The following is a 21,171-nucleotide window of genomic DNA, read 5'->3' on the forward strand; positions in this document are numbered from 1 at the left end:
GCAACGCCGTACAAAGCAACGCCACGCAACGCGTCGAGACGACCGTATCCACCGTGAACGAGGGGTAATTAGCCGTGTGGTTCCCGCCCGCTCTCTTCGATCTCCCGGACATCGCTCCGGTGACCCTGCCGGAGGCGGACCGGCCGAGTTGGCTGTTCTGGATCCTGATGGGCCCGTGCGCATCGGGCTGGCTGGTGGCCTACGGGCTCGCCATCTACCGCGCCAAACTGGACAAGCGGGTGGGGATTCCCGTCTTCGTGGTCGAGGTCAACCTCGCCTGGGAGTTCACCCTCTCCCTGATCCTGGACCAGGCCGATGTGCAGCGCCCGATCAATCTCAGCTGGTTCCTGGTCGACTGCTTCATCCTCCGGCAGACGCTGCGCTACGGGTGGAAGGACTATCCGTCGATGAGCCGGCGGGCCTTCCGGTGGATGGTCTTCGGCGTCATCGCGTGGTCCGCGGTCTTCCACATCATGACGACCTATGAGCTCAAGGACGCCACCGGCATCTACACCGGCACCGGGCTGAACGTGTTCCTGAGCCTGTCGTTCATCTTCATGCTCAGCCGCCGCGGATCCTCGCTCGGGCAGTCGATGTACGTGGCGCTCGCCAAGGGCATCGGATCGTTCTTCGCGGGGTGGACGGTGCTGGTGATGTACCCGGGCCACCACCTGTTCATCTTCCTCTTCCTGACCGTCTGGACCATCGACGCGACCTACTGCGTACTGCTCTACCGGAAGGTCCGCGAGGAGGGCCGCTCGCCGTGGGCGTGGAACCGGCCCCCGGCCGAGGCCCCCGACGCTCCGGACGGCCTCGCCACCGCCGGGAGCGCACCGCGCCAGGAGGAGCGGGAACCGGCCGTCCGCAGCGGGGCGTCGGGCTGAGCCGCGCCCGGGCCTGTTACGTCCACGGAGAATGACCATGACCACGCAACGTCTGGACGTCTGCCTCATCGGTGCCGGGCCCCGGGGGCTCTCGGTCCTGGAGCGGCTGTGCGCGAACGCCGCCGAGGCGGCGCCCACCACCCCGGTCACCGTCCATGTGGTGGACCCGTATCCGCCGGGGGCGGGGCGGGTCTGGCGCTCCGGCCAGTCCCGCCATCTGCTCATGAACACCGTCGCCGGCCAGGTCACCATGTTCACGGACGAGACCGTGGAGATGGCCGGGCCGGTCCTGCCCGGGCCCAGCCTGTACGAATGGGCCCGCTTCGTGAGCCTCACCGGCGCCCTCGACGAGGGCGGGTACGACGAGGCCGTCCTGGCCGAGGCGCGACGCCTGGGCCCCGACTCGTATCCGACTCGCGCCTTCCACGGGCACTATCTGGAGTGGGTCCACCGGCGGGTGACGGGCACCGCGCCGGCGTCGGTGCGCACAGTGGCCCACCGCTCGCGGGCGGTCGGGCTCGAGGAGCGCACGGCGCACGGCGGGCAGACCGTCGTGCTGGAGGACGGCACCCGTATCGAGGGGCTGCACGCCGTGGTGCTGGCCCAGGGCCATCTGCCGCAGCGGCGGTCGCCGCGGGAAGCGGCCTACGCGGCCTTCGCCGAGGCGCGGGGGCTGCGCTACCTCCCGCCCGCCGGCCCGGCGGAGGTGGACCTGTCCGGTATCCGGCCCGGGGAGGCCGTGGGCCTGCTGGGGCTGGGGCTGAACTTCTTCGACTACCTGGCGCTGCTCACCGAGGGCCGGGGCGGACGGTTCGAGCGGCGGGCGGGGCGTCTGGTCTACCGGCCGTCGGGCCGGGAGCCGCGGCTGCTGGCCGGCTCGCGCCGGGGTGTGCCGTTCCACTCCCGGGGCGAGAACCAGAAGGGCCCGCACGGCCGTCACCTCCCGCTGGTGCTGACCCCGAAGGTGATCCGCGGTCTGCGGCGGCGCGTCCATGAGCGGGGCGGCCTGGACTTCCGCTCCGAGCTGTGGCCGCTGATCTCCAAGGAGGTGGAGACGGTCTACTACACCGCGCTCCTCACCTCCCGGGGGCAGGAGGCGGCCGCGCACCGGCTGCGCGCCGCCTATCCGTCGGCTCCCCGGGGCGGCGCCGAAGAGGACCGGCTGCTGACCGAGAGCGGCATTCCGCCTCACCGGCGCTGGAATTGGGACCGGATCGCCCGGCCCTGCCCCGCCCACGGCCTCCGGTCGCCCGAGGCGTTCCGGTCCTGGCTGCTGGAGTATCTGCGGGCGGATCTGGACGCGGCGCGGGCGGGCAATGTGCACGGCCCGCTGAAGGCGGCCCTGGACGTGCTGCGCGATCTGCGCAACGAGATCCGGCTGGTGGTGGACCACGGCGGGCTGACGGACCGTTCGCACCGCGACGACCTGGACGCCTGGTACACCCCGCTGAACGCCTTCGTGTCGATCGGTCCGCCGGCCCGGCGCGTCGAGGAGGCGGTCGCGCTCATCGAGGCGGGCGTGCTGACCGTGCTGGGGCCGCGCACCGTGGCACGCGCCGACGCCGAGGAGGGGGCCTTCGTCCTCGAATCCCGTGCCGTTCCCGGCTCGTGGGGGCGGGTGACCACGCTGATCGAGGCCCGGCTGCCGGGCACCGATGTGCGCTCCAGCGCCGATCCGCTGCTGTCGGCGCTGCTGGCGAGCGGTCAGTGCGGCCCCTATGTGGTCGGCGGCACCGGGGTCGGCGGCACCGGCGACGGGCAGGGCGGTCATGAGACGGGCGGGCTCGCGGTGGGGCCGAGCCCCTACCACCTGCTGGACGCCTCCGGTCGGCCGCATCCACGGCGGTTCGCCTTCGGTGTGCCCACCGAATCCGTCCACTGGGCCACGGCGGCGGGCATCCGCCCGGGTGTCGGCTCCGTGATCCTGGCCGATGCCGACGCCATAGCGCGTACCGTGCTGGCGCTGAGTGATGACTCGCTCACCGGTCCCACCGATCCCACCGGCCCCGAGACGATCGAGGTTTCCGTTCCATGACCGACGCCCAGAACGATGCCACCGATGACGCCCCGCGCCATGCCGACGCGGGTCTGCTGAGCCCCGCCCGGGCCGGCACCCCGGCCGAGGCGACCACGTCGGACGACGCCTGGCTGCAGGCGATGCTGGACGCGGAGGCGGGCCTGGTGCGGGCGCAGGCGCGGCTGGGCCTGGTGCCCGAGGCGGCGGCCCGCACCATCACCGCGCTCGCCCGGGCCGAGCGCCTGGACGTGGTGGAGATCGCCCGGCTGGCCCGGGGCGCGGCCAATCCGGTGGTGGCGCTGGTCCGGGCGTTCACCGCGCTGGTGGCCGCCGAGGACCCGGCCGCCGCGGAGTATGTGCACCGGGGCTCGACCAGCCAGGACATCATGGACACCGCCGCCATGCTGGTGGCCCGCAGAACCCTGGGGCCCCTGGTGGCCGACCTGGAGCGGATCGCGGGGGCGCTGCGTGAACTGGCCGTGGCACACCGGGAGACGCTCATGCCCGGCCGTACGCTCGCCCTGCACGCCGTGCCCACCACCTTCGGGCTGAAGGCGGCGGGCTGGCTGAGCGGTGTGGAGGACGCGGCGGCCCGGCTGGCCCGCATCCGCGACCATGAACTGCCGGTGCAGCTCGGCGGCGCGGCGGGCACGCTGGCGGGGTACACCGAGTACGCCCTGATGGATCAGCGGATACGGCCCGGGGCGCCGGGGCCCAGGGAGTTCGCGGAGCGGCTGATGGCGGAGTTCGCCGCGCAGGTCGGGCTGAACGAGCCCGTCCTGCCCTGGCACACCGCCCGTACGCCGGTCGCGGGGCTGACCGCTCAACTGGCCCTGACCACCGGGGCGCTCGGCAAGATCGCGGTGGACGTACAGCTGCTGTCGCGCACCGAGACGGGCGAGGTCGCCGAGCCCGCCGCCGAGGGCCGGGGGGTGTCCTCCGCGATGCCGCACAAGCGCAACCCCGCCCTGGCCACCCTGGTGCGCTCGGCCGCACTGCAGGTTCCGGCGCTGGCGAGCGCGGTCATGGGGTGCATGCTCGCGGAGGACGAGCGGTCGGCCGGGGCGTGGCACGCCGAGTGGCTTCCGCTGCGCGAGTGTCTGCGGCTGACGGGCGGGGCGGCGCACACGGCCGTCGAACTGGTCGAGGGGCTGGCCGTCTTCCCGGACCGGATGCGCGCCAATCTGGGGCTGACCCGCGGACTGATCGTCTCGGAGCGGCTGGCCGCGGTGCTGACCCCGGTGCTGGGCAAGGGGCCCGCGAAGGAGCTGATGAGCCGGGCCTCGGCGGAGGCGGCGCGCGGCGGGCGGACGCTGGGCGAGGTGCTGGCCGCCGCCCCCGAACTCGCGGGCCGTTACCGGGCGGAGGAGCTGGCCGCCCTGCTGGACCCGGCGAACTATCCGGGGGTGGCCGAGCTGCTGGTGGACCGGGCGGTTCGAGGGCCCGGGGACTGGTCCTGACGGCCGCTCGGGGAGCGGCCGCGGCCGGGGATGTCACATCCGGGCGGGGCTCGGCGTCTGGGATGCCGAGACGGATATCCAGACGCCGTGCTGGACGGGATTCCAGACGCCGTGCGCCTGAGGAAGGAAGAGGGAATGCTGGACAGACTGGCCGGTTTCGTCGTGCGGAAAAGCCTGGCGGTGTTGGTCGTCGGCCTGCTGCTCGCCGTGATCGGCGGGGTGGCGAGTACGACATTGTTCGACAAGCTGACGGCGGGCGGTTTCGACGATCCGACGTCGGAGTCCTCGCGGGCGATCACCGCGCTGGACGAGAGGTTCGGGCAGGGGCTGCCCAATCTCACGCTGCTGGTGACCTCGAAGGGGCGGGTCGACGATCCGTCGGTGACGGCGGCGGGCACCCAGCTCACCCGGAAGCTGAGCCGGGAACCCGGAGTGGCGAACGTCAGCTCCTACTGGACCACCGGGAAGGCCCCGCAGCTACGCGGCAAGAGCGGCCACAAGGCCCTCATCATGGGGACGGTCACCGGGGACGACACCGCGTCGCAAAAGCGCGTCGCCGAGCTGGCGGACCGCTACCAGGGTTCGCGGGACGGGCTGGAGGTGACGTTCGGCGGCTATACGAAGTTCCAGCGGGAGCTGCTGGAGCAGGGGCAGAAGGACGCCACCACCGGCGAGACGGTCGCCATCCCGATCACGCTGGTCGCGCTGGTGTTCATCTTCGGCAGCGTGGTGGCCGCGGCGCTGCCGCTGGCCGTCGCCCTGGTGGCGATGATGCTGACGATGGGGCTGACGTGGATCCTGGCGAGCGTCACGACGGTCGGCTCGCTCGCGGCGAGCGTGGTGACCCTGCTGGGCCTGGGCCTGGCCATCGACTACAGCCTGCTGATGGTCAGCCGCTACCGCGAGGAGCTGCGGTCGGGGCTCGCCCCGCCGGACGCCATCCGGGCGACGCTGACCTCCGCCGGGCGCACGGTGACCTTCTCGGCGCTGACCGTCGCCGTGTCGTCCCTGGCCATGGCCTGGTTCCCGCTGCAGGCCGTCCGGTCCATGGGCTATGCGGGGGCGCTCACGGCGCTGCTGTCCGGCGCGGCCTCGCTCATCGTGCTGCCGGCCCTGCTCGCCCTGCTCGGCGACCGGATCGAGAAGGGGCGGGTGTTCCGCCGGCGGCGGACCGCGGCGACCGGCGGGACGGGCACCGACCCCGCCGGCCGGAGCGTGGAGAGCGGCTTCTGGCACCGGCTGGCCACCACCGTGATGCGGCGCCCGGTGCCGATCGTGACCATCGTGACCGCGTTCCTGCTGCTGCTCGGCGCGCCGTTCCTCGGCATCAACCTCGGCATGCCGGACGAGCGGGTGATGCCCTCGTCCTCGTCGGCCCGTCAGGTCGCCGACACCGTGCGGGCCGAGTTCGACAGCAGTGAGCAGAACGCGCTGCAGGTCGTGGCGCCCGAGGGGGGCACCGACCGGGCGGCCGTCGGCGCGTATGCGAAGCGGCTGTCCGAGCTGCCGCACGTCGCCGCGGTCCGCACCGCCACCGGCGCCTACGCCGAGGGCCGCCAGGCCGCCCCGCCCGATCAGCGGTACGCCCGCTTCGCCTCGGGCGACGCCGTCTACTTCGCCGTGGTGCCGGAGACGGCCAGCGCGGACGACGCGGACCGGCTGGTCGGCGAGATCCGGTCGCAGAAGGCGCCGTTCGAGGCGTTGGTGGGCGGGGCCGCGGCCACCAACCACGACGCCGCCTCGGCGCTGGAGAAGTGGCTTCCGTACGCGCTGGGCACGGTGCTGCTGACCATGCTGGTGCTGCTGTTCCTGGTGACCGGCAGCGTCATGTTGCCGTTCCTGGCGCTGGTGCTCAGCGCGCTGAGCCTGACGGCCACCTTCGGCGCGCTGGTGTGGGTCTTCCAGGACGGCCATCTCGCGGGGCTGTTCGGCGACTTCACGCCGACCGGCAACATCGCGGGGACGATCCCGGTGATGCTCTTCGGCCTCGCCTTCGGGCTCGCGATGGACTATCAGGTCTTCCTGCTGTCCCGGATGCGGGAGGAGTACGAGCTGACCGGTTCGCCGACGGCCGCCGTGGCCCGGGGCCTTGAGCGCACCGGGCGCATCGTCACGGCGGCGGCGGTGGCGATCTCGGTGGTCTTCCTGGCCTTCACCGTCTCCGGCATCTCGCTGGTGAAGGCGTACGGGATCGGGCTGCCGCTGGCCGTCCTGATGGACGCGACGCTCATCCGCGGGGCCGTGCTGCCCGCCGCGATGCGGCTGGGCGGGCGCGCCACCTGGTGGGCCCCAGCTCCGCTGCGCCGGCTGCACAGCCGGTACGGCCTGCGGGAGGAGCCCGTGGCGGCGGCGCCACGGCGCGACGGCGACCGGGCGCTGACCGGCTGACCGGCCCACCACGTTTGGCGGCTCACGGGTCCGCCGCCCGGCATCCCGGACGGCGGACCCGCCGCATGCGGGCGGCCTGCGGCGGGCTGTTCCCCCAGTTTCGGGGTCTGGGGCGGAGCCCCGGTCCGGGGTCTGGGGCGGAGCCCCGGTTTCGGGAAGGGGCGGGGAGGGGAACGGCCCGCCGCAGGCGGCACGATCCCCGTCCTACAGCGGTTCCGCTTCCGTCGCGGCGTACTCCTCGCGCAGCACGTCCAGGACGGGATGGCCGGGGTCGAACTCCACGCCGTCGATCGACCGGATCGGCCGTACGCCCACCCCCGCGTTCAGGGCGAACGCCGCGCGCAGTTCGCCGAAGCGGTCACGGTCGATCCGCTCGGTGTGCTGCGGGCCGCTGTGGCCGCGGCGGAGCAGTTCCTGGGTGACGCCGGGCAGGCACCCGGCCTCCGGCCACAGCAGGCGATGGCCGTCGAAGAATCCCACGTTCCAGGTCGCGCCCTCGGACACCGCGCCCCGCTCGTCCGTCAGCAGCACATCGTCGTAGCCGTCGAGCTGGGCGAGGCGGCGCAGCCGCAACAGCCCGAACAGCCCGACGTGTTTGACCTCCGGCAGGTCGCGGCGGTGCGCTGCGGTGCGCACGCTCAGCGGCGGCAGCGAGGGGGCGGCGGCCGGCCGGGTGGTGACCAGGATCCGCGGGTCGGCCTCGGCTCCGGGCCGCTCCAGCCCGAGGTCGGGGTCGTACACCGTCACCCGGACCGTGAGCGGCCCCGTGGTGTCCGCGACGGCCCGCCGCGCCAGTTCGCGGATCCGGTCCCGGTCCGGTGCGGTGCCGAAGAGCACCCCGCTGTCCCGTACCAGCCGGTCCAGATGGAGGGACAGCCCCCGTACCCGCCCATCCTCCACCCGCATGGTGGTGAAGTGGCCGTAGTTGGTCATGGCCAGCGCCGTCAGCTCGCGGATGCCCGCCGGTTCCCCGTTCAGCTCTGTCATGGGGCCAGTCTTTCAGCCGGGCCGGACGGCCTCGGCGAGTCCGGCCAGCTTGTCCGGGTTGACCAGACCGTAGATACCGCGCACCCGGTCGCCGCCCGGCGCGGGGTCGAGCACGGCGGCCGCGTAGAGCGTCCCGCCGACGAACAGGACCACCCCCGGGCCCCCGTTGAGCTGCACCGGCCGCATGGCGAAGGTGGACAGCCGCGCGCTGACGGCGGCCACCAGGCGGGCCACCTTCTCCCGGCCCTCGACCACGCGGAGGGCGGCGCGGTGCTTGCCCCCGCCGTCGCTCCACATGACCACCTCCGGGGCCAGGACGTCCATCAGGGCGTCGAGGTCGCCGCCGAGGGCCGCGTCGAGGAACCGCTCGGTGACGATGCGTTGAGTGCCGCGGTCGAGGTCGTAGCGCGGCCGGCGGGCCTCGACGCGCTCCTTGGCCCGGTGGGCGAGCTGGCGGACGGCGGCGGAGCTGCGGCCCAGGATCGCGGCGATCTCCGCGTGGTCGTAGGCGAACGCCTCGCGCAGCACGAACACCGCGCGCTGCAAGGGGGTCAGGGTCTCCAGGACCACCAGCATCGCCAGGGACACCGATTCGGTGCGGATCGCGGTGTCGGGGGTGTCCGGTTCGGTCAGCACGGGCTCGGGCAGCCAGGGGCCGATATAGCTCTCCCGGCTCCGGCGGGCGCGGCGCATCTGGGTGAGCGCGTGGTTGACGGCGATCCGCACCAGATAGGCGCGGGGGTGGGCGATCTCCTTGTCCTGGACCGACGCCCAGGACAGCCAGGTCTCCTGGACCACGTCCTCGGTGTCGGTGACCGTGCCGAGCATGTTGTAGCCGATGGAGAAGAGCAGTTCACGATGGTGGAGGAAGTCCTCGCTCCCCGCATCCGGCACCGGCCTGTCCTGCGGTCCCGCGCGGTCCTTCCACGGTGATACGGGGGTCTCCATGCACCGATGGTAGGCGTCACGCCCCTCCCGCCACCGCTTAGGATCGGCTCATGGCCGATCTCGTATCCGTGAACTACACCAAGTACGACGGCACTTCGCACTGGAACCTGCGGATGCGCAGGCTGGGCCAGGACGACCACGGCGTCTGGCTGGGGCTGCCCGGCGGGACGGTCATGCGCAAGGGGTTCGGCCCGATGGTGTCGATCGCCTGCGCGCATGTGATCCTCCTGCCGCGCGAGGCGTGGTGGACCGCGGCGTTCAACGCCCCGCCCCGGGAGACCGAGATCTACTGCGACATCGCCACGCCGCCGCGGTGGGTCTCCTCCCACGAGGTCACGATGGTGGACCTGGACCTCGATGTCATCCGCAAGCGGGACGGCAGGACCCTGCTGGACGACGAGGACGAGTTCGCCGAGCACCAGGTGCGGTACGGCTATCCGGCGGATGTCATCGCGGAGGCCGAGGCGGCGGGGCGGTGGCTGATGGACGCGGTCGGCGGGCGCGCCGAGCCGTTCGCGGGCGCCTGCGAGCGGTGGCTGGGCATGGTCGACGGCGAGCGGCCCTGAGGCGGCTCACCGTCATCGCACCGCCGTCTCACCGGGGTGGGTGTCCCGCGCCCCGCGAGGCCGAAGTCCCTTCCGTACGCCGCTCCCTGGGCGCGGGCCGGGCCTCGCCGGGATCCGCGGCCGGGCGCCCGCGCAGCGGCCGGACGGCTATGCCCGCCGATACCAGGAGCAGTCCGCCCAGCATGACGAAGGGGGCGGCCGTGCCCGCGAGCCCCGCGAGCACACCGGCGGAGGCGGGCGCGGCGACCTGGCCGAGCCGGTTGCCGGTCAGCCGCAGCGCGAGGGCCGTGCTGCGCGCCTCCTCCGGGGCGGCCTGGACGACGGTCGTCATCGACAGCGGCTGTCCGACGCCGAGGCAGAAGCCGAGTCCGGCCAGCAGCACCCCGAGCGCCCAGGCGGGCACCGGCAGGGCGATGCCCGCGCACAGCAGCGCGGCGCCCAGACAGCTGACGGCCATCAGCACGGTGCGGCCCATCAGCCGGATCATCGGGGTCATGGCGAGCCGGCAGGCCACGGTGGCGGCGGCGCGCAGGCTGAGCAGCACCCCGACGACCGCGGGCGAGATACCGCGCTGTTCGCCGACGACTGGCAGATAGGCGGTGAGGATGTCGGTGGCGGAGAGCACGGCGAGGCTGATGAACATGCCGGAGGCGACCCCGCGGGTGGTCAGGATGGACCGTACGGAGACCTTCCGGGCGGGGGCCTCCTTGGCGGGCGTGGCCGCCCTACCGGCCGGGCGGCGCTCGATGCGCCACAGCGAGGTGCAGGAGAACGCCGCGAGGGCGGCGGAGACGAACAGCGCGACGGCGCTGGTGCGGGCCATCGCCCCGTCGTGTTCGGAGACCACCAGACCGGCCGCGACGGGCCCGATGAGCTGGCCGAGCGAGGCGCCGATGGTGAAGTGGCCGAAGTTGCGGTCCTGTTCGTCGGGGGCGCTCTGGCGGGCCACGATGGACTGGGCGCCGATGACGAACGACAGATGGCCGAGCCCCATCACCCCGCTCCACGCGGCCATCGCGGGCAGCGATCCGGCCGTGCCGCTGAACGCGCAGCCGGTGGCGATGAGGGCGACCCCGATGGGCAGCAGCGGGGCGCACCGCCCGTGGTCGGTGCGGCGCCCCAGCGGTACGGCGGCGAACAGCGGCAGCAGGGCGTAGATACCGGCGATCACACCGACCGCGCGGGCGTCGGCACCGAGCGCGAGGGCCCGGTAGGAGACGGCGGGCCGCGCCATGCTCACCGCCCCCTGGGTGAACGAGAAGGCGATGACCAGGCGCAGCAACCAGCCCCTACCGGGCTCTGAACTCTTCACGGGTCAGATGATGCCGAAGAGGAGACCGGCGGCGAGCACCACCAGGGAGGTGAGCACCGCCCATTTCACGGTGAACCGGGTATGGTCGCCGAATTCGACCTTGGCCATGCCGACGAGCACGTAGACCGCGGGGACCAGTGGGCTCGACATGTGCAGGGCCTGTCCGACGAGCGAGGCGCGGGCGATCTCCAGCGTGGAGACCCCGTGCGCGGCTCCGGCCTCGGCGAGGATCGGCACGATGCCGAAGTAGAAGCCGTCGTTGGACATGAAGTAGGTGAGCGGGATGGACAGCACACCGGTGACGATGCCCATCTGCGGGCCCATGCCCTCGGGGACGCCGTCGACCAGCCAGCGGGCCATGTGCTCGACCATGCCGGTGCCGGTGAGGACACCGGTGAAGACGGCGGCGGCGAAGACCATTCCGGAGACGTTGACGACGTTCTCTGCGTGTGCGGCGATGCGGGCCTTCTGGTCGTTCATCTGCGGGAAGTTGACAGTGAGCGCGACGGCCGCGGCGAGCAGGAAGAGGACCGGGATCGGCATGGTCTCGGTCACCATCAGGGCGAGCAGCGCGATGGTGAGGGCCGCGTTGAACCAGTAGAGCTTGGGGCGCAGGGTGGCGCGGTTCGGGTCGAGGCCCTTGAACTCGTCGTCGTCCGCGTCGGAGGCGTCCGAGGTGCCGGAGCCGTTCGGGGACTGGGTCTCCGCGTCGGTGCCGGAGCCCGCGCCGCCGGTCAGCGTGGCCTTGCCGCCCTTACCGCCCTTGGCCCCCTTGCCACCGGAGCCCGCGCCGACCAGCACCTGCTCGGGGTCGCCCGCGGTGACCTCGTCCAGTGTCAGCACGCCGAGCCGCTTGCGCTCCCGCAGACCGAGGCCGTAGGAGAGGGCGATCACGAAGAGCAGACCGACCGCGAGGGCCGGGATCATCGGCACGAATATGTCGCTGGCGTCGACCTTGAGCGCGGCGGCGGCGCGGGCGGTCGGGCCGCCCCAGGGCAGCGTGTTCATCACGCCGTTGGCCATGGCCGCGACACCGGTCATCACCACCAGGCTCATCTTCAGCCGTCGGTAGAGCGGCACCATCGCCGACACGGTGATCATGAAGGTGGTGGAGCCGTCACCGTCGAGCGAGACGATCGCCGCGAGGATCGCGGTGCCGACCACCACCCGCATCGGGTCCGCCTTGCAGAACCGCAGGATCATCCGGACGATCGGATCGAAGAGGCCGACGTCGATCATCACCCCGAAGTAGATGATGGCGAACATCAGCATGGCGGCCGTGGGTGCCAGCTCGCCGACGCCCTTGAGGACGTAGTCCCCGAGGTGCGCCCCCTTCCCGACAAGCACACAGAACAGCGCGGGGATGAGCACCAGGGCGCCCATCGGGGACATCTTCTTCATCATGATCAGGACAAGGAATGTCGCGATCATGACGAAGCCGAGGATGGTCAGCATATTTTGGGTACCTCACGTTCGCCTTTGAACTCCCCCAGATTTGGCGGTCGAGGTGACGTTAGGTGCGGCAACTTTCCGTTAACAAGGTCTTGACGCGTGAGCAATAAGCGCAAAACCCCAGGTCAGTGCTGTAGCGAGGGCGAAACGTGCACGGGGTGGCCATTGAGCACCGCCGTACCCGAGAGCGGATCCAGCCGTGAGCCGTCGAAGAGCTGGTTGACATTGACCCCGGGGCTGGCCCCGGCCACGGACAGCCGGACGCCGGTACGGGCGTGGCCCCAGCCGTGCGGCAGGCTCACCACTCCGGCCCGTACCGCGTCCGTCACCTCGACCGGCACCTCCAGCTCCCCGCCGTCGCCCTTGACCCGGGCCAGGCCGCCGTCGGCCAGGCCCAGCCGGACGGCGTCCTCGGGGTGCATCTGGAGCGTGCAGCGGTTGGTGCCGCCCATCAGGGCCGGGACGTTGTGCATCCAGCTGTTGTTGGAGCGCAGATGGCGGCGGCCGACCAGCAGCAGCCCCGAGGGCCGGTCGGCCAGCGACCGGCGCAGCCGCTCCACATCGGCGGCCAGCGGCTCCGGGCACAGCTCCACCGTGCCGCTGCGGGTCTTCAGCAGCCCGGGGACGCGCGGGCGCAGCGGCCCCAGGTCGATGCCGTGCGGATGGGCGAGCAGCTTCTCCAGGCTCAGCCCGTCGGGGTCGGCGCCGAACCCGTCGCCGTACGGGCCCAGCCGCAGCATCATGTCCAGCCGACGCTCGGGGCCGTCCACCCCGGTCAGCCGCGCGGCCAGCTCGGCGGGCTCGCGTCCGTACACCGGCGACGCCGGGTCGGCGACCTCCTTGCCGAGGGTCCCCTCGATCGCCATCGCGTCCACCGCCGCCGGATCGGCGCCGCCGTGCCCGCTCACGCACAGCACCAGCCGCGCCAGGATGGCGCTCTCGCTCAGCCGGTCCGCCTCCAGCGGGATCACCGGTCGGGTGTAGCGAACCTGGTTGCGCACGGACAGGCTGTTGAAGGCGTAGTCGAAGTGGGGGCTGCGGCTGGGCGGGGGCGGGGGCAGCACCACGTGGGCGTGGCGCGAGGTCTCGTTGAGGTACGGATCGACGCTGACCATGAAGTCGAGCCCGGCCAGCGCCCCATCGAGGCGGTCGCCGTCCGGTGCGGAGAGCACGGGGTTGGCCGCGAGTGCCAGCACCGCCCGTATCCGCCCCTCGCCCGGGGTCTCGATCTCCTCGGCGAGCGCGACGGTCGGCAGCTCGCCCTTGGCCTCGGGGTATCCGCTGACCCGGCTGTGCCAGCGGCCGAGCGCGAACCCCTTCCCGGGCCGCGCCGGGCGCTCCCGGCGGCCGGTCGCGGCGAGCGGGAACATCATGCCGCCGGGCCGGTCGAGCTGTCCGATGAGCACGTTGACCACATCGACCAGCCAGCTCGTGAGCGTGCCGAACTCGACGGTGGTGGAGCCGATCCGCCCGTACACCACGCCCCTGGGCGCGGCGGCCAGCTCACGGGCGAGGGTGCGGATCTCCTCGGCGGGCACATCGCACGCCTCGGCCACCGCCTCCGGCGGGAAGTCCGCGGCCAGCCGCCGCACCTCCGCCACCCCGCTGACGTGCTCGGCGAGCGGGCCCGGTGCCACCAGGTCCTCGGCGAACAGCACCTGCACCATGGCGAAGAGCAGCAGGGCGTCGGTGCCGGGCCGGATCGCCACATGGCGGTCGGCCATCTTGGCGGTCCGGGTGCGCCGGGGGTCGACCACCACCAGCCGGCCGCCGCGCCGCCGCAGCGCCCGCAGCCGCCCGGGGAAGTCGGGGGCGGTGCACAGACTGCCGTTCGAGTCCAGCGGGTTGGCGCCGAGCATCAGCAGATGGTCCGTACGGTCCAGATCGGGTACCGGAATGGCGTTGGCGTCGCCGTACAGCAGCCCGCTGGAGACATGCTTGGGCATCTGGTCGAGGGTGCTGGCGCTGAAGACGTTACGGGTGCGCAGCGCGCCGAGCAGGAGCTGCGGATAGAGCCCTCCGGCCACGGTGTGCACATTGGGGTTGCCGAGCACGACCCCCACGGCCTGCGGTCCGTGCTCGCCCAGCAGCGGGGCCAGCCCCTCCCGCACGGCGGCGAACGCCTCGTCCCAACTGGTCTCCTCGAGGCGCCCGGCGCGGCGTACGAGGGGGCGCCGCAGCCGGTCGGGGTCGGCGTCGAGCTCGCCGATCGCGGCGCCCTTGGGGCAGATGAAGCCTCGGCTGAAGACGTCCTCGCGATCGCCGCGCGCCCCGGTCACCCTCCCCTCGTCGATGGTGAGGGTCAGCCCGCAGGTGGCCTCGCAGAGCGGGCAGATACGCAGGGCAGTGCTCATCGGTCTCTCCCAGGGACGGCGGCGAGGCCGCGATGACGCGCCGGACCCGGTCACCATACCGACTGGTAGGCATGTCGGGGAGGTGTACGGGAAGTCCCTTTGAGTCCCGGATCAGTCCAGGACCCGGGCCACGTACCGGATCAGTCCAGGACCCGGGCCAGATAGGCGCGCAGCAGCTCCTTCGTCTCCGCCACGATCGCCGGATCGCCCTCCGGATCCACCCGGAACGCCAGCCGCAGCAGCGCGTCCGCCGTCTCGACCGCGAGTAGGAAGGCCACCCGCAGCCGCTCCTCGGCCGCCTCGTCCCCGGCGGTGTCACCGGTCCCGCCACTGTCACCGGCCCCGCCGGGACCGCCGCTCGCGAGCCGGTCGGCGAGCAGCATCCGCAGCCGGTCGGCGACCAGATGGTTGGGCTGCTGCGGCTGTGCGGTGGCCGGGACCGGATTCCCGAACTCGATGAGCGCGAACCCGGGCGCCCCGCGCTTCATCGCCAGATACTCGTCGACGACGACGTCCATCGCCTCCCGCCAGCCGCCGCCCCCGTCCGGCCCAAAGTCCGGCCCAAAGTCCGGCCCGGAGTCCGACCCGGGCTCTGACGCGGCCAGCCGCCGGGTGATCCGCGCCGCGTACTCGTCCAGATTGCGATGGGCCAGCGCCTCGGCCATCGCCCGCTTGTTGGAGAAGAAGCGGTAGACCGAGCCGATGGGGACATTGGCGCGCTCGGCGACGGCCCGGGTGCTCAGCTCTTCGTAGCTGATCTCGTCGAGCAGCTCGGCACAGGCGTCGAGGATCCGGCCGAGGCGCTCGGCGCTGCGGCGCTGGACCGGCTGGCGGCGGAGGGGCGGTATGGGCACGCCCCCATCCTGCCCGATCATTGACGCACCCGGGCTTCGATTCCTATCGTCTGACATAGGAATCAAGCGGTGCGGCGGAGCGGCGGGAGCGCGCGATGGGCGATGGCACGGGCATCGAGCAAGGGATCGAGCAGGCGCGGAAGACGGCCGAAGGGCTGGCGTACGCCTCCGGCTTCGGCAATGAGCACAGCGGCGAGGCCGTGCCCGGCGCACTGCCCATCGGCCGCAACTCCCCCCAGCGCGCACCACTCGGGCTCTACGCGGAGCAGCTCAGCGGCACCGCCTTCACCGAGCCGCGCGCCACCAACCGGCGCTCCTGGCTGTACCGCATCCGGCCGTCCGCCGCGCATCCGCCGTTCACCCGGATCGCGGGCGGCGCGCTGCGCGGCGCGCCCTTCACCGAGGCCGTGCCCGACCCGAACCGGCTGCGCTGGGATCCGCTGCCGGAGCCGCCGGAGGGCACCGACTTCCTCAGCGGGCTGTGGACGCTGGGCGGCAACGGCGACGCCACCCAGCGCGCGGGAATGGCCATCCACCTCTACGCCGCCAACGCGCCCATGAACGACCGGGTGTTCAGCGACGCGGACGGCGAGCTGCTGATCGTCCCCGAGCGGGGCGGGCTGCTGCTGCGCACCGAGTTCGGCCTGCTGCGCGCCGAGCCGGGGCATGTCGCGCTGATCCCGCGCGGGGTGCGGTTCCGGGTGGAGCCGCTGGAGCCGTCCGTGCGCGGCTATGTGTGCGAGAACTACGGCCGCCCCTTCACCCTGCCCGACCTCGGCCCGATCGGCGCCAACGGGCTGGCGAACCCCCGCGACTTCCTCACCCCGGTCGCCGCGTACGAGGACGTGGAGCGCCCGGTGGAGGTGGTCAGCAAGTTCTGCGGCAACCTGTGGGCCGCCACATACGACCACTCGCCGCTGGACGTGGTCGCCTGGCACGGCAACCATGTGCCGTACGTGTACGACCTGCGCCGGTTCAATGTGCTCGGCACCATCAGCTACGACCACCCGGACCCGTCCATCTTCACGGTGCTCACCTCGCCCTCCGACACCCCCGGGCTCGCGGGCGTGGACTTCGTGGTCTTCGCCCCGCGCTGGCTGGTCGGCGAGGACACCTTCCGGCCGCCTTACTTCCACCGCAATGTGATGAGCGAGTACATGGGGCTGATCGAGGGCGCGTACGACGCGAAGACCGGCGGCGCGGGGGGCTTCGTACCGGGCGGTGGCTCGCTGCACAACATGATGTCCGCACACGGCCCGGACCATGAGACCTTCGAACGGGCGAGCGCGGCCGAGCTGGCGCCGCACCGGCTGGACGACGGGCTGGCCTTCATGTTCGAGACCCGCTGGCCGGTCACGCCCACCCGGCAGGCGCTGGAGGCGGACCATCTCCAGGGGCACTATGACGACGTATGGCAGGGTCTGGAACGCCATTTCCGCCCCTGACCGCCGCCGTTGACGCCGTTGGACGGTGCCGCTGACGCGGTTGGACGGTGCCGCTGACGCGGTTGACCGCCACCGTGCGGCCGCTGCCGTGACTCGTGACCGGAGACCGCGTGACCACCTTCGCCCCCGACTCCCTCGCCCTCAACCGCAAGTTGCCGCTGTGGTACCAGGTCTCGCAGTCGCTGCGGGCCTCGATACTCGGGCGGGCCCCGCACGATCCGCTCCGGCTGCCGACCGAGGACCGGCTCGCCGAGCACTACGGGGTCAGCGTGCTCACCATGCGGCAGGCGCTCAAGGAGCTGGAGACGGAGGGGCTCATCAGCCGCCACCGCCGCCGCGGCACCTTCATCGAGCCGAGCGCGCGGCGCGCCGCGCCGGTGCGGCTGCTGGGGTCGGTGGACGCGATCGTGGCCCAGCAGTCGGGTGAGCGGACGACGGTGCTGGAGCACGGCCCGGCGCCGGTGCCGGCGGAACTCGCCGAGTACTTCCCCGGCCTGGACGAGACGACCGCCTACCGCCGGCTGCGCCGCGACGGCCACAGCGGTGAACCCACCAACTGGGCGGAGAACCTGGTCCACCCCGAGCTGGCCGACCGCATCGACCTCGCGGACCTCGCCCGGTGGCCGATGACGAAGGTGCTGCGGGACGCGGTGGGGGTGCGGATCAGCCGGATCACGGACACGGTGGAGGCCCGCCTCGCCGACCCCGAGACCTCCCGCCTGCTGCAGGTCCCGCTGCTCAGCCCGATCCTGCACTACACGGGGGTGACCTACGACGAGAGCGGCCGCGTGGTGGACGTGGCCCGCATCCACTACCGGGGCGACCGCTTCTCCTTCTCGGTCACGGTCGAGGCCGACTAGGTATCGGTATACGGCTCCGACTCCAGCCCCTCCGGCGCTTGAGGAGCGGGGTCCGGGGGCGGAGCCCCGGCGGGGGCCTGGGCGGCATCGATACCATGCCGGGCGTGGGAGAACGTGAGGCGACGCCGCTGGGGGACCTGATGCCGTGGGCCGTGGGGCCGCTGCGGCTCGGGCGGGCGTGGGTCACGGCACCGGACGCGGCCTCGCTCCAGGCGCGCTGGGAGCGGCTGACCCGGGCCGAGGACGAGGCGGCGCGGGCCGCGCTGTTCCGGCCGACCCGCGCCCGTACGCTGCACAGCTCCGTACCGCAACTGCCCGGCCAGGCCACCTCCACCGCCCGGCTGGCGCGCGAGGACGGGCCGTGTCCCGAGCCGCTGCGGATCGCGCACGGGCCCTTCGACCAGCTCTGGCTGATACCGGATCACCGGCTGATCGACGCCGCCCGCCCCGAGCTGTGGCGGGTGGCGGACGACCGGCAGATCCATGTGATCGAGGCCGCCGGACCGGACCCGGACCCGGTGCTCACCTTCTCCGCGCTGCTGCCGGACGGCCACTCCCCCGCGGGCCGCCCCGGCCGTATCCGTCCGCTGTACCGCCGCCCCGGCGGGCAGGAGCCCAATCTCGCTCCGGGGCTGCTGGACCACCTCGCCACGCGGCTCGGCCGCCCGGTGGCCGCCGAGGACTTCGTGGCATGGACCGCCGCCACGGCGCGCGGCGCCCCGTGCTCCGTACCCCTGACCGCCGACCCCGAGATGTGGGAGTCGGGCGTGGAGCTGGGCCGCCGTGCGCTGTGGCTCCATACGCGCGGGGCGCCCAGTGGTGAACGCCCGCGCATGCCGGGTGGCCAGCGCCCCTACGTTCGTGCCGCGCTTGCGTCGAGCGGGCTGCCGGACTCCCTGGGCTACGACCCGGGCGAGGAGGCCCTGCTGCTGGGCGAGGGCCGTATCTCGCCGGTGCCACGGGCGGCATGGGAGTTCCAGGCGGGCGGGGTGCGGGTGCTGGAGACATGGTTCGAGCAGCGCACCGCCCCACGGGAGCCGGGCACGCTGGAGGCGATCGGCCCGGCGGGCTGGCCGCCCGCGTGGACCTCGGAGCTGCTGGAGCTGATCACCGTGCTGGCGCTGCTCGCCGCGCTGCGCCCGGAGCTGCGGGCGCTCGCCGACCGGCTGGCGGACGGCACGCTCATCGACGCGGCGGAGCTGCGGGATGCGGGGGTACTGCCGGTGTCCGGAGCGGCCCGGCGCCCGGCGTCCGTACTGGACCACCATGAGGAGGGCCCGGAGGGGCAGTTCGCCCTCCTCTGAGCCCGCCTGCCCGACCTGGGTCCGACTGCTCTCGGGCCGCCTCTCCCGCTACATACGGGAGGCGCGCCCGTCTCCGGGCGCGCCTCCCACTGACAACGGCCGTGCGGCCGGCCTGGCCTCTCGTCGGCATCCCACATCGGCAGCGGCGTGGGGTGGACCACAGCACGGACTCACCGGCTGGAGCGAACCGGTTGACCCCGTGCCTGCCCGGGATGACGAACGAAGACGCCTACGGGCCGGCCGGGTCAGCCGTGGTTGCCGAACAACGTGCGGCGCAACCGGCGCAGCGGCGCGAACAGCGACACCCGCGCACTCCGGCTGTTCTTCGCGCGCGTGTGATCGCGTGCGATCAGCTCCTGCATCAGCACCGTCGCGCCCTCCGCCTCCCGCTGGGGGACGGCAGGGCCGCCCATCACCGCGAGATGGCGCTCGAGCCGCGCGCTGGACGCACCGCTTCCGCAATTGATCGCAGGCACTCGTGGCCTGCTCCGTACCGTTATCTGCTCCATGACACTCCCCACCCGTACGAGGGCACCCGCCCCGGGCAGAGTAACCCTACCTCCCCGAGCCGTCACCCACGCATCCCAGGTTCCGGATTCACCACCGCGTCAAGGGTGTTGACGATACCTATCACTCGCAAACAAATTCCCGAGCCGACCAATCCATCCGTTCGCCAGGCCCGAATAGCCGCTTGAAGGACTGCTCCGACAAGCGTGCGAAGGACCTACAGGATGACCGCAATCACCAAGAGCTTGGCCGCGCTGGTCAGCTGCGCACTGGCCGCCGGCGGGCTCACTGCCGCCGGTGTGGCCGTACTGCAGCCCGGGACGGCGCAGGCTTCGAGCCACCGCGAGGCGCCGCTGATCTCCGGTCAGCCGCAGTACGACGCCACGGACGTCTACGCGTTCGTCAGCCCCGACAAGCCGGACACGACCACCATGGTCGTCAACGTGCTCCCGTTCCAGGACCCGGCGGGCGGCCCCAACTTCTACAAGTTCGCCCATGACGCCCGCTACGACCTGCACGTCGACAACAACGGCGACGGCCAGGGCGATCTGCTGTTCCGGTGGACCTTCAAGGACCACCTCAAGAACGGCGACACGTTCCTCTACAACACCGGCCCGGTCAACTCGCTCGAGGACGCGACCCTCAACTTCACCCAGACATACGACCTCGAAGTCATCAAGCTGAAGCATCAGAAGGCCGTCGCCCGCGCCAAGCTCGGCAGCGATCTGCCGGTCGCCCCGTCGAACGTCGGCAAGGCGTCCATGCCCGACTACCAGAAGCTCCGCGACCAGGCGGTGCAGAAGATCGGTTACAGCGGGGGCTCGACGGCCTTCGCCGGCCAGTCCGACGACCCGTTCTTCCTCGATCTGCGCGTCTTCGACCTGCTGTACGGCGGCGACATGTCCGAGGTCGGCAATGACACCCTCAAGGGCTACAACGTCCAGTCGATGTCCCTCCAGGTGCCGACGTCGGCGCTGACCGAGTCCAAGGACCAGCCGGTGATCGGCGTATGGGCCACCACCCACCGCCAGACCGCCGACGGCGACTGGACGCAGGTCTCCCGGCTCGGCAGCCCGCTGGTCAACGAGGTGGTCATCCCGCGCAAGGACAAGGACAAGTTCAACGCCTCCGCGCCGTGGGACGACGGGCAGTTCCTGAAGTTCGTCCAGGAGCCCGAACTCCCCAAGCTGGTCGAGCAGATCTACAAGATCAAGGCGCCGGACACCCCGCGCGACGACCTGGTGCAGGCGTTCCTCACCGGTGTGCCCAAGCTCAACCAGCCGCCGAACGTCCGCCCCGCCGAGGAGCTCCGGCTCAACACCTCCATCCCGCCCACGGGCAGCCCCAAGCGGCTGGGCGTCCTGGACGGTGACAACGCGGGCTTCCCCAACGGCCGCAGGCTCTCCGACGACGTCCTGGACATCGCGCTGCAGGCCATGGAGGGCGAGCTGCTCGGCAAGAAGAACGACCTGGGCGACGCGGTGGACGAGAACGACCAGAAGTTCGGCGGCTCCTTCCCGTATCTGGCGCTGCCCAGCTCCGGTTCGGACGCCAAGGCCGTCTCGAAGAGCGCCGGGCAGTCGCTGCTGAACGGCGGTTCGGGCATCGGCTCCTCCTCCGACGACAACATGGTGCTGGCCGGGTCCGCGGCGGCCGGTGGCGGGGCCGTGCTGCTGCTGGGCCTCGGATTCCTCTGGATGCGGTCGCGCCGGCGGGCTCCCCGCATGCGCCGGCACTGAACCACGGGCGCCCTCGGGCCCGTATCACCGGGCGCGGCCCCGCCGACACCCGCGCGGCGGCCGCGCCCACACTCCGCCCCTTCCGTTCGCCCTT

16 protein-coding genes are annotated in these 21,171 nt (G+C 72.4%); 9 read left to right on the forward strand and 7 right to left on the reverse strand.

What is annotated here, in order from left to right:
- Positions 1–74 precede the first annotated feature (74 nt).
- The 4 genes from CGL27_RS12425 to CGL27_RS12440 all read left to right on the forward strand — a co-directional run bounded on the left by CGL27_RS12425 (position 75) and on the right by CGL27_RS12440 (position 6,749).
- Positions 75–884, forward strand: a complete 810-nt coding sequence (locus CGL27_RS12425; protein ID WP_119986596.1) for a hypothetical protein — start codon at positions 75–77, stop codon at positions 882–884.
- Between the two features lie 37 nt (positions 885–921).
- Complete coding sequence (locus CGL27_RS12430; RefSeq protein WP_078640594.1) at positions 922–2,919, forward strand: FAD/NAD(P)-binding protein; 1,998 nt, start codon at positions 922–924, stop codon at positions 2,917–2,919.
- Positions 2,916–4,361, forward strand: a complete 1,446-nt coding sequence (gene pcaB, locus CGL27_RS12435) for a 3-carboxy-cis,cis-muconate cycloisomerase (RefSeq protein WP_119986598.1) — start codon at positions 2,916–2,918, stop codon at positions 4,359–4,361. The genes CGL27_RS12430 and pcaB overlap by 4 nt, the downstream gene beginning before the upstream one ends.
- Positions 4,362–4,496: 135 nt before the next feature.
- Positions 4,497–6,749 carry an MMPL family transporter gene (locus CGL27_RS12440; protein ID WP_119986600.1) on the forward strand — a complete coding sequence of 751 codons (2,253 nt, stop codon included), beginning with the start codon at positions 4,497–4,499 and terminating at the stop codon, positions 6,747–6,749.
- Positions 6,750–6,953: 204 nt separating this feature from the next.
- Here the strand turns inward: CGL27_RS12440 and CGL27_RS12445 are convergent, their stop codons facing one another.
- Positions 6,954–7,736, reverse strand: coding sequence for an aminotransferase class IV (locus CGL27_RS12445; RefSeq protein WP_119986602.1), 783 nt, complete (start codon positions 7,734–7,736; stop codon positions 6,954–6,956).
- A 12-nt stretch (positions 7,737–7,748) separates the two neighbouring features.
- A complete protein-coding gene (gene sigJ / locus CGL27_RS12450; protein WP_119986604.1) occupies positions 7,749–8,684 on the reverse strand; it encodes an RNA polymerase sigma factor SigJ in 936 nt (311 codons plus the stop codon).
- A 50-nt stretch (positions 8,685–8,734) separates the two neighbouring features.
- On the opposite strand from sigJ, the gene CGL27_RS12455 reads away from it, so the two are divergent.
- Positions 8,735–9,250: a DUF402 domain-containing protein gene (locus CGL27_RS12455; protein ID WP_119986605.1), complete on the forward strand. Its 516-nt coding sequence runs from the start codon at positions 8,735–8,737 to the stop codon at positions 9,248–9,250.
- A gap of 28 nt (positions 9,251–9,278) precedes the next feature.
- Here CGL27_RS12455 and CGL27_RS12460 read toward each other — a convergent pair whose 3' ends face one another.
- The 4 genes from CGL27_RS12460 to CGL27_RS12475 all read right to left on the reverse strand — a co-directional run bounded on the left by CGL27_RS12460 (position 9,279) and on the right by CGL27_RS12475 (position 15,243).
- Positions 9,279–10,562, reverse strand: coding sequence for an MFS transporter (locus CGL27_RS12460; RefSeq protein WP_119986607.1), 1,284 nt, complete (start codon positions 10,560–10,562; stop codon positions 9,279–9,281).
- Between the two features lie 3 nt (positions 10,563–10,565).
- Positions 10,566–12,017, reverse strand: a complete 1,452-nt coding sequence (locus CGL27_RS12465; protein WP_119986609.1) for a citrate:proton symporter — start codon at positions 12,015–12,017, stop codon at positions 10,566–10,568.
- A gap of 122 nt (positions 12,018–12,139) precedes the next feature.
- Positions 12,140–14,368, reverse strand: a complete 2,229-nt coding sequence (locus CGL27_RS12470) for a molybdopterin oxidoreductase family protein (protein WP_119986611.1) — start codon at positions 14,366–14,368, stop codon at positions 12,140–12,142.
- Positions 14,369–14,508: 140 nt separating this feature from the next.
- Positions 14,509–15,243 (reverse strand): TetR/AcrR family transcriptional regulator, encoded by a 735-nt coding sequence (locus CGL27_RS12475; protein WP_119986613.1) that lies wholly within the window; start codon positions 15,241–15,243, stop codon positions 14,509–14,511.
- A 74-nt stretch (positions 15,244–15,317) separates the two neighbouring features.
- On the opposite strand from CGL27_RS12475, the gene hmgA reads away from it, so the two are divergent.
- From hmgA to CGL27_RS12490, 3 genes are all read left to right on the forward strand, one after another.
- Positions 15,318–16,667 carry a homogentisate 1,2-dioxygenase gene (gene hmgA, locus CGL27_RS12480; RefSeq protein ID WP_119986615.1) on the forward strand — a complete coding sequence of 450 codons (1,350 nt, stop codon included), beginning with the start codon at positions 15,318–15,320 and terminating at the stop codon, positions 16,665–16,667.
- 110 nt (positions 16,668–16,777) lie between these two features.
- Positions 16,778–17,527, forward strand: coding sequence for a GntR family transcriptional regulator (locus tag CGL27_RS12485; RefSeq protein ID WP_014059608.1), 750 nt, complete (start codon positions 16,778–16,780; stop codon positions 17,525–17,527).
- Between the two features lie 95 nt (positions 17,528–17,622).
- Positions 17,623–18,831 carry a type ISP restriction/modification enzyme gene (locus tag CGL27_RS12490; RefSeq protein ID WP_119986617.1) on the forward strand — a complete coding sequence of 403 codons (1,209 nt, stop codon included), beginning with the start codon at positions 17,623–17,625 and terminating at the stop codon, positions 18,829–18,831.
- A gap of 245 nt (positions 18,832–19,076) precedes the next feature.
- Here the strand turns inward: CGL27_RS12490 and CGL27_RS12495 are convergent, their stop codons facing one another.
- The gene (locus tag CGL27_RS12495) at positions 19,077–19,340 is read right to left on the reverse strand and encodes a hypothetical protein (RefSeq protein WP_078640606.1); all 264 of its coding nucleotides are present in this window, start codon (positions 19,338–19,340) and stop codon (positions 19,077–19,079) included.
- 222 nt (positions 19,341–19,562) lie between these two features.
- On the opposite strand from CGL27_RS12495, the gene CGL27_RS12500 reads away from it, so the two are divergent.
- Positions 19,563–21,077: a DUF4331 domain-containing protein gene (locus CGL27_RS12500; protein WP_119986619.1), complete on the forward strand. Its 1,515-nt coding sequence runs from the start codon at positions 19,563–19,565 to the stop codon at positions 21,075–21,077.
- The last annotated feature ends 94 nt before the right edge of the window (positions 21,078–21,171 follow it).

It is taken from the genome of Streptomyces sp. 11-1-2 (assembly GCF_003595545.1).
Classification (GTDB): domain Bacteria; phylum Actinomycetota; class Actinomycetes; order Streptomycetales; family Streptomycetaceae; genus Streptomyces; species Streptomyces hygroscopicus_B.

What these genes read in the sequence shown, in the direction of transcription:
- CGL27_RS12430 (WP_078640594.1), top strand. Translation starts at nt 922, where the DNA reads ATGACCACGCAACGTCTGGACGTCTGCCTCATCGGTGCCGGGCCCCGG.
- pcaB (WP_119986598.1), top strand. Translation starts at nt 2,916, where the DNA reads ATGACCGACGCCCAGAACGATGCCACCGATGACGCCCCGCGCCATGCC.
- CGL27_RS12440 (WP_119986600.1), top strand. Translation starts at nt 4,497, where the DNA reads ATGCTGGACAGACTGGCCGGTTTCGTCGTGCGGAAAAGCCTGGCGGTG.
- CGL27_RS12445 (WP_119986602.1), bottom strand. Translation starts at nt 7,736, where the DNA reads ATGACAGAGCTGAACGGGGAACCGGCGGGCATCCGCGAGCTGACGGCG.
- sigJ (WP_119986604.1), bottom strand. Translation starts at nt 8,684, where the DNA reads ATGGAGACCCCCGTATCACCGTGGAAGGACCGCGCGGGACCGCAGGAC.
- CGL27_RS12455 (WP_119986605.1), top strand. Translation starts at nt 8,735, where the DNA reads ATGGCCGATCTCGTATCCGTGAACTACACCAAGTACGACGGCACTTCG.
- CGL27_RS12465 (WP_119986609.1), bottom strand. Translation starts at nt 12,017, where the DNA reads ATGCTGACCATCCTCGGCTTCGTCATGATCGCGACATTCCTTGTCCTG.
- CGL27_RS12470 (WP_119986611.1), bottom strand. Translation starts at nt 14,368, where the DNA reads ATGAGCACTGCCCTGCGTATCTGCCCGCTCTGCGAGGCCACCTGCGGG.
- CGL27_RS12475 (WP_119986613.1), bottom strand. Translation starts at nt 15,243, where the DNA reads ATGATCGGGCAGGATGGGGGCGTGCCCATACCGCCCCTCCGCCGCCAG.
- hmgA (WP_119986615.1), top strand. Translation starts at nt 15,318, where the DNA reads ATGGGCGATGGCACGGGCATCGAGCAAGGGATCGAGCAGGCGCGGAAG.
- CGL27_RS12490 (WP_119986617.1), top strand. Translation starts at nt 17,623, where the DNA reads ATGCCGGGCGTGGGAGAACGTGAGGCGACGCCGCTGGGGGACCTGATG.
- CGL27_RS12495 (WP_078640606.1), bottom strand. Translation starts at nt 19,340, where the DNA reads ATGGAGCAGATAACGGTACGGAGCAGGCCACGAGTGCCTGCGATCAAT.
- CGL27_RS12500 (WP_119986619.1), top strand. Translation starts at nt 19,563, where the DNA reads ATGACCGCAATCACCAAGAGCTTGGCCGCGCTGGTCAGCTGCGCACTG.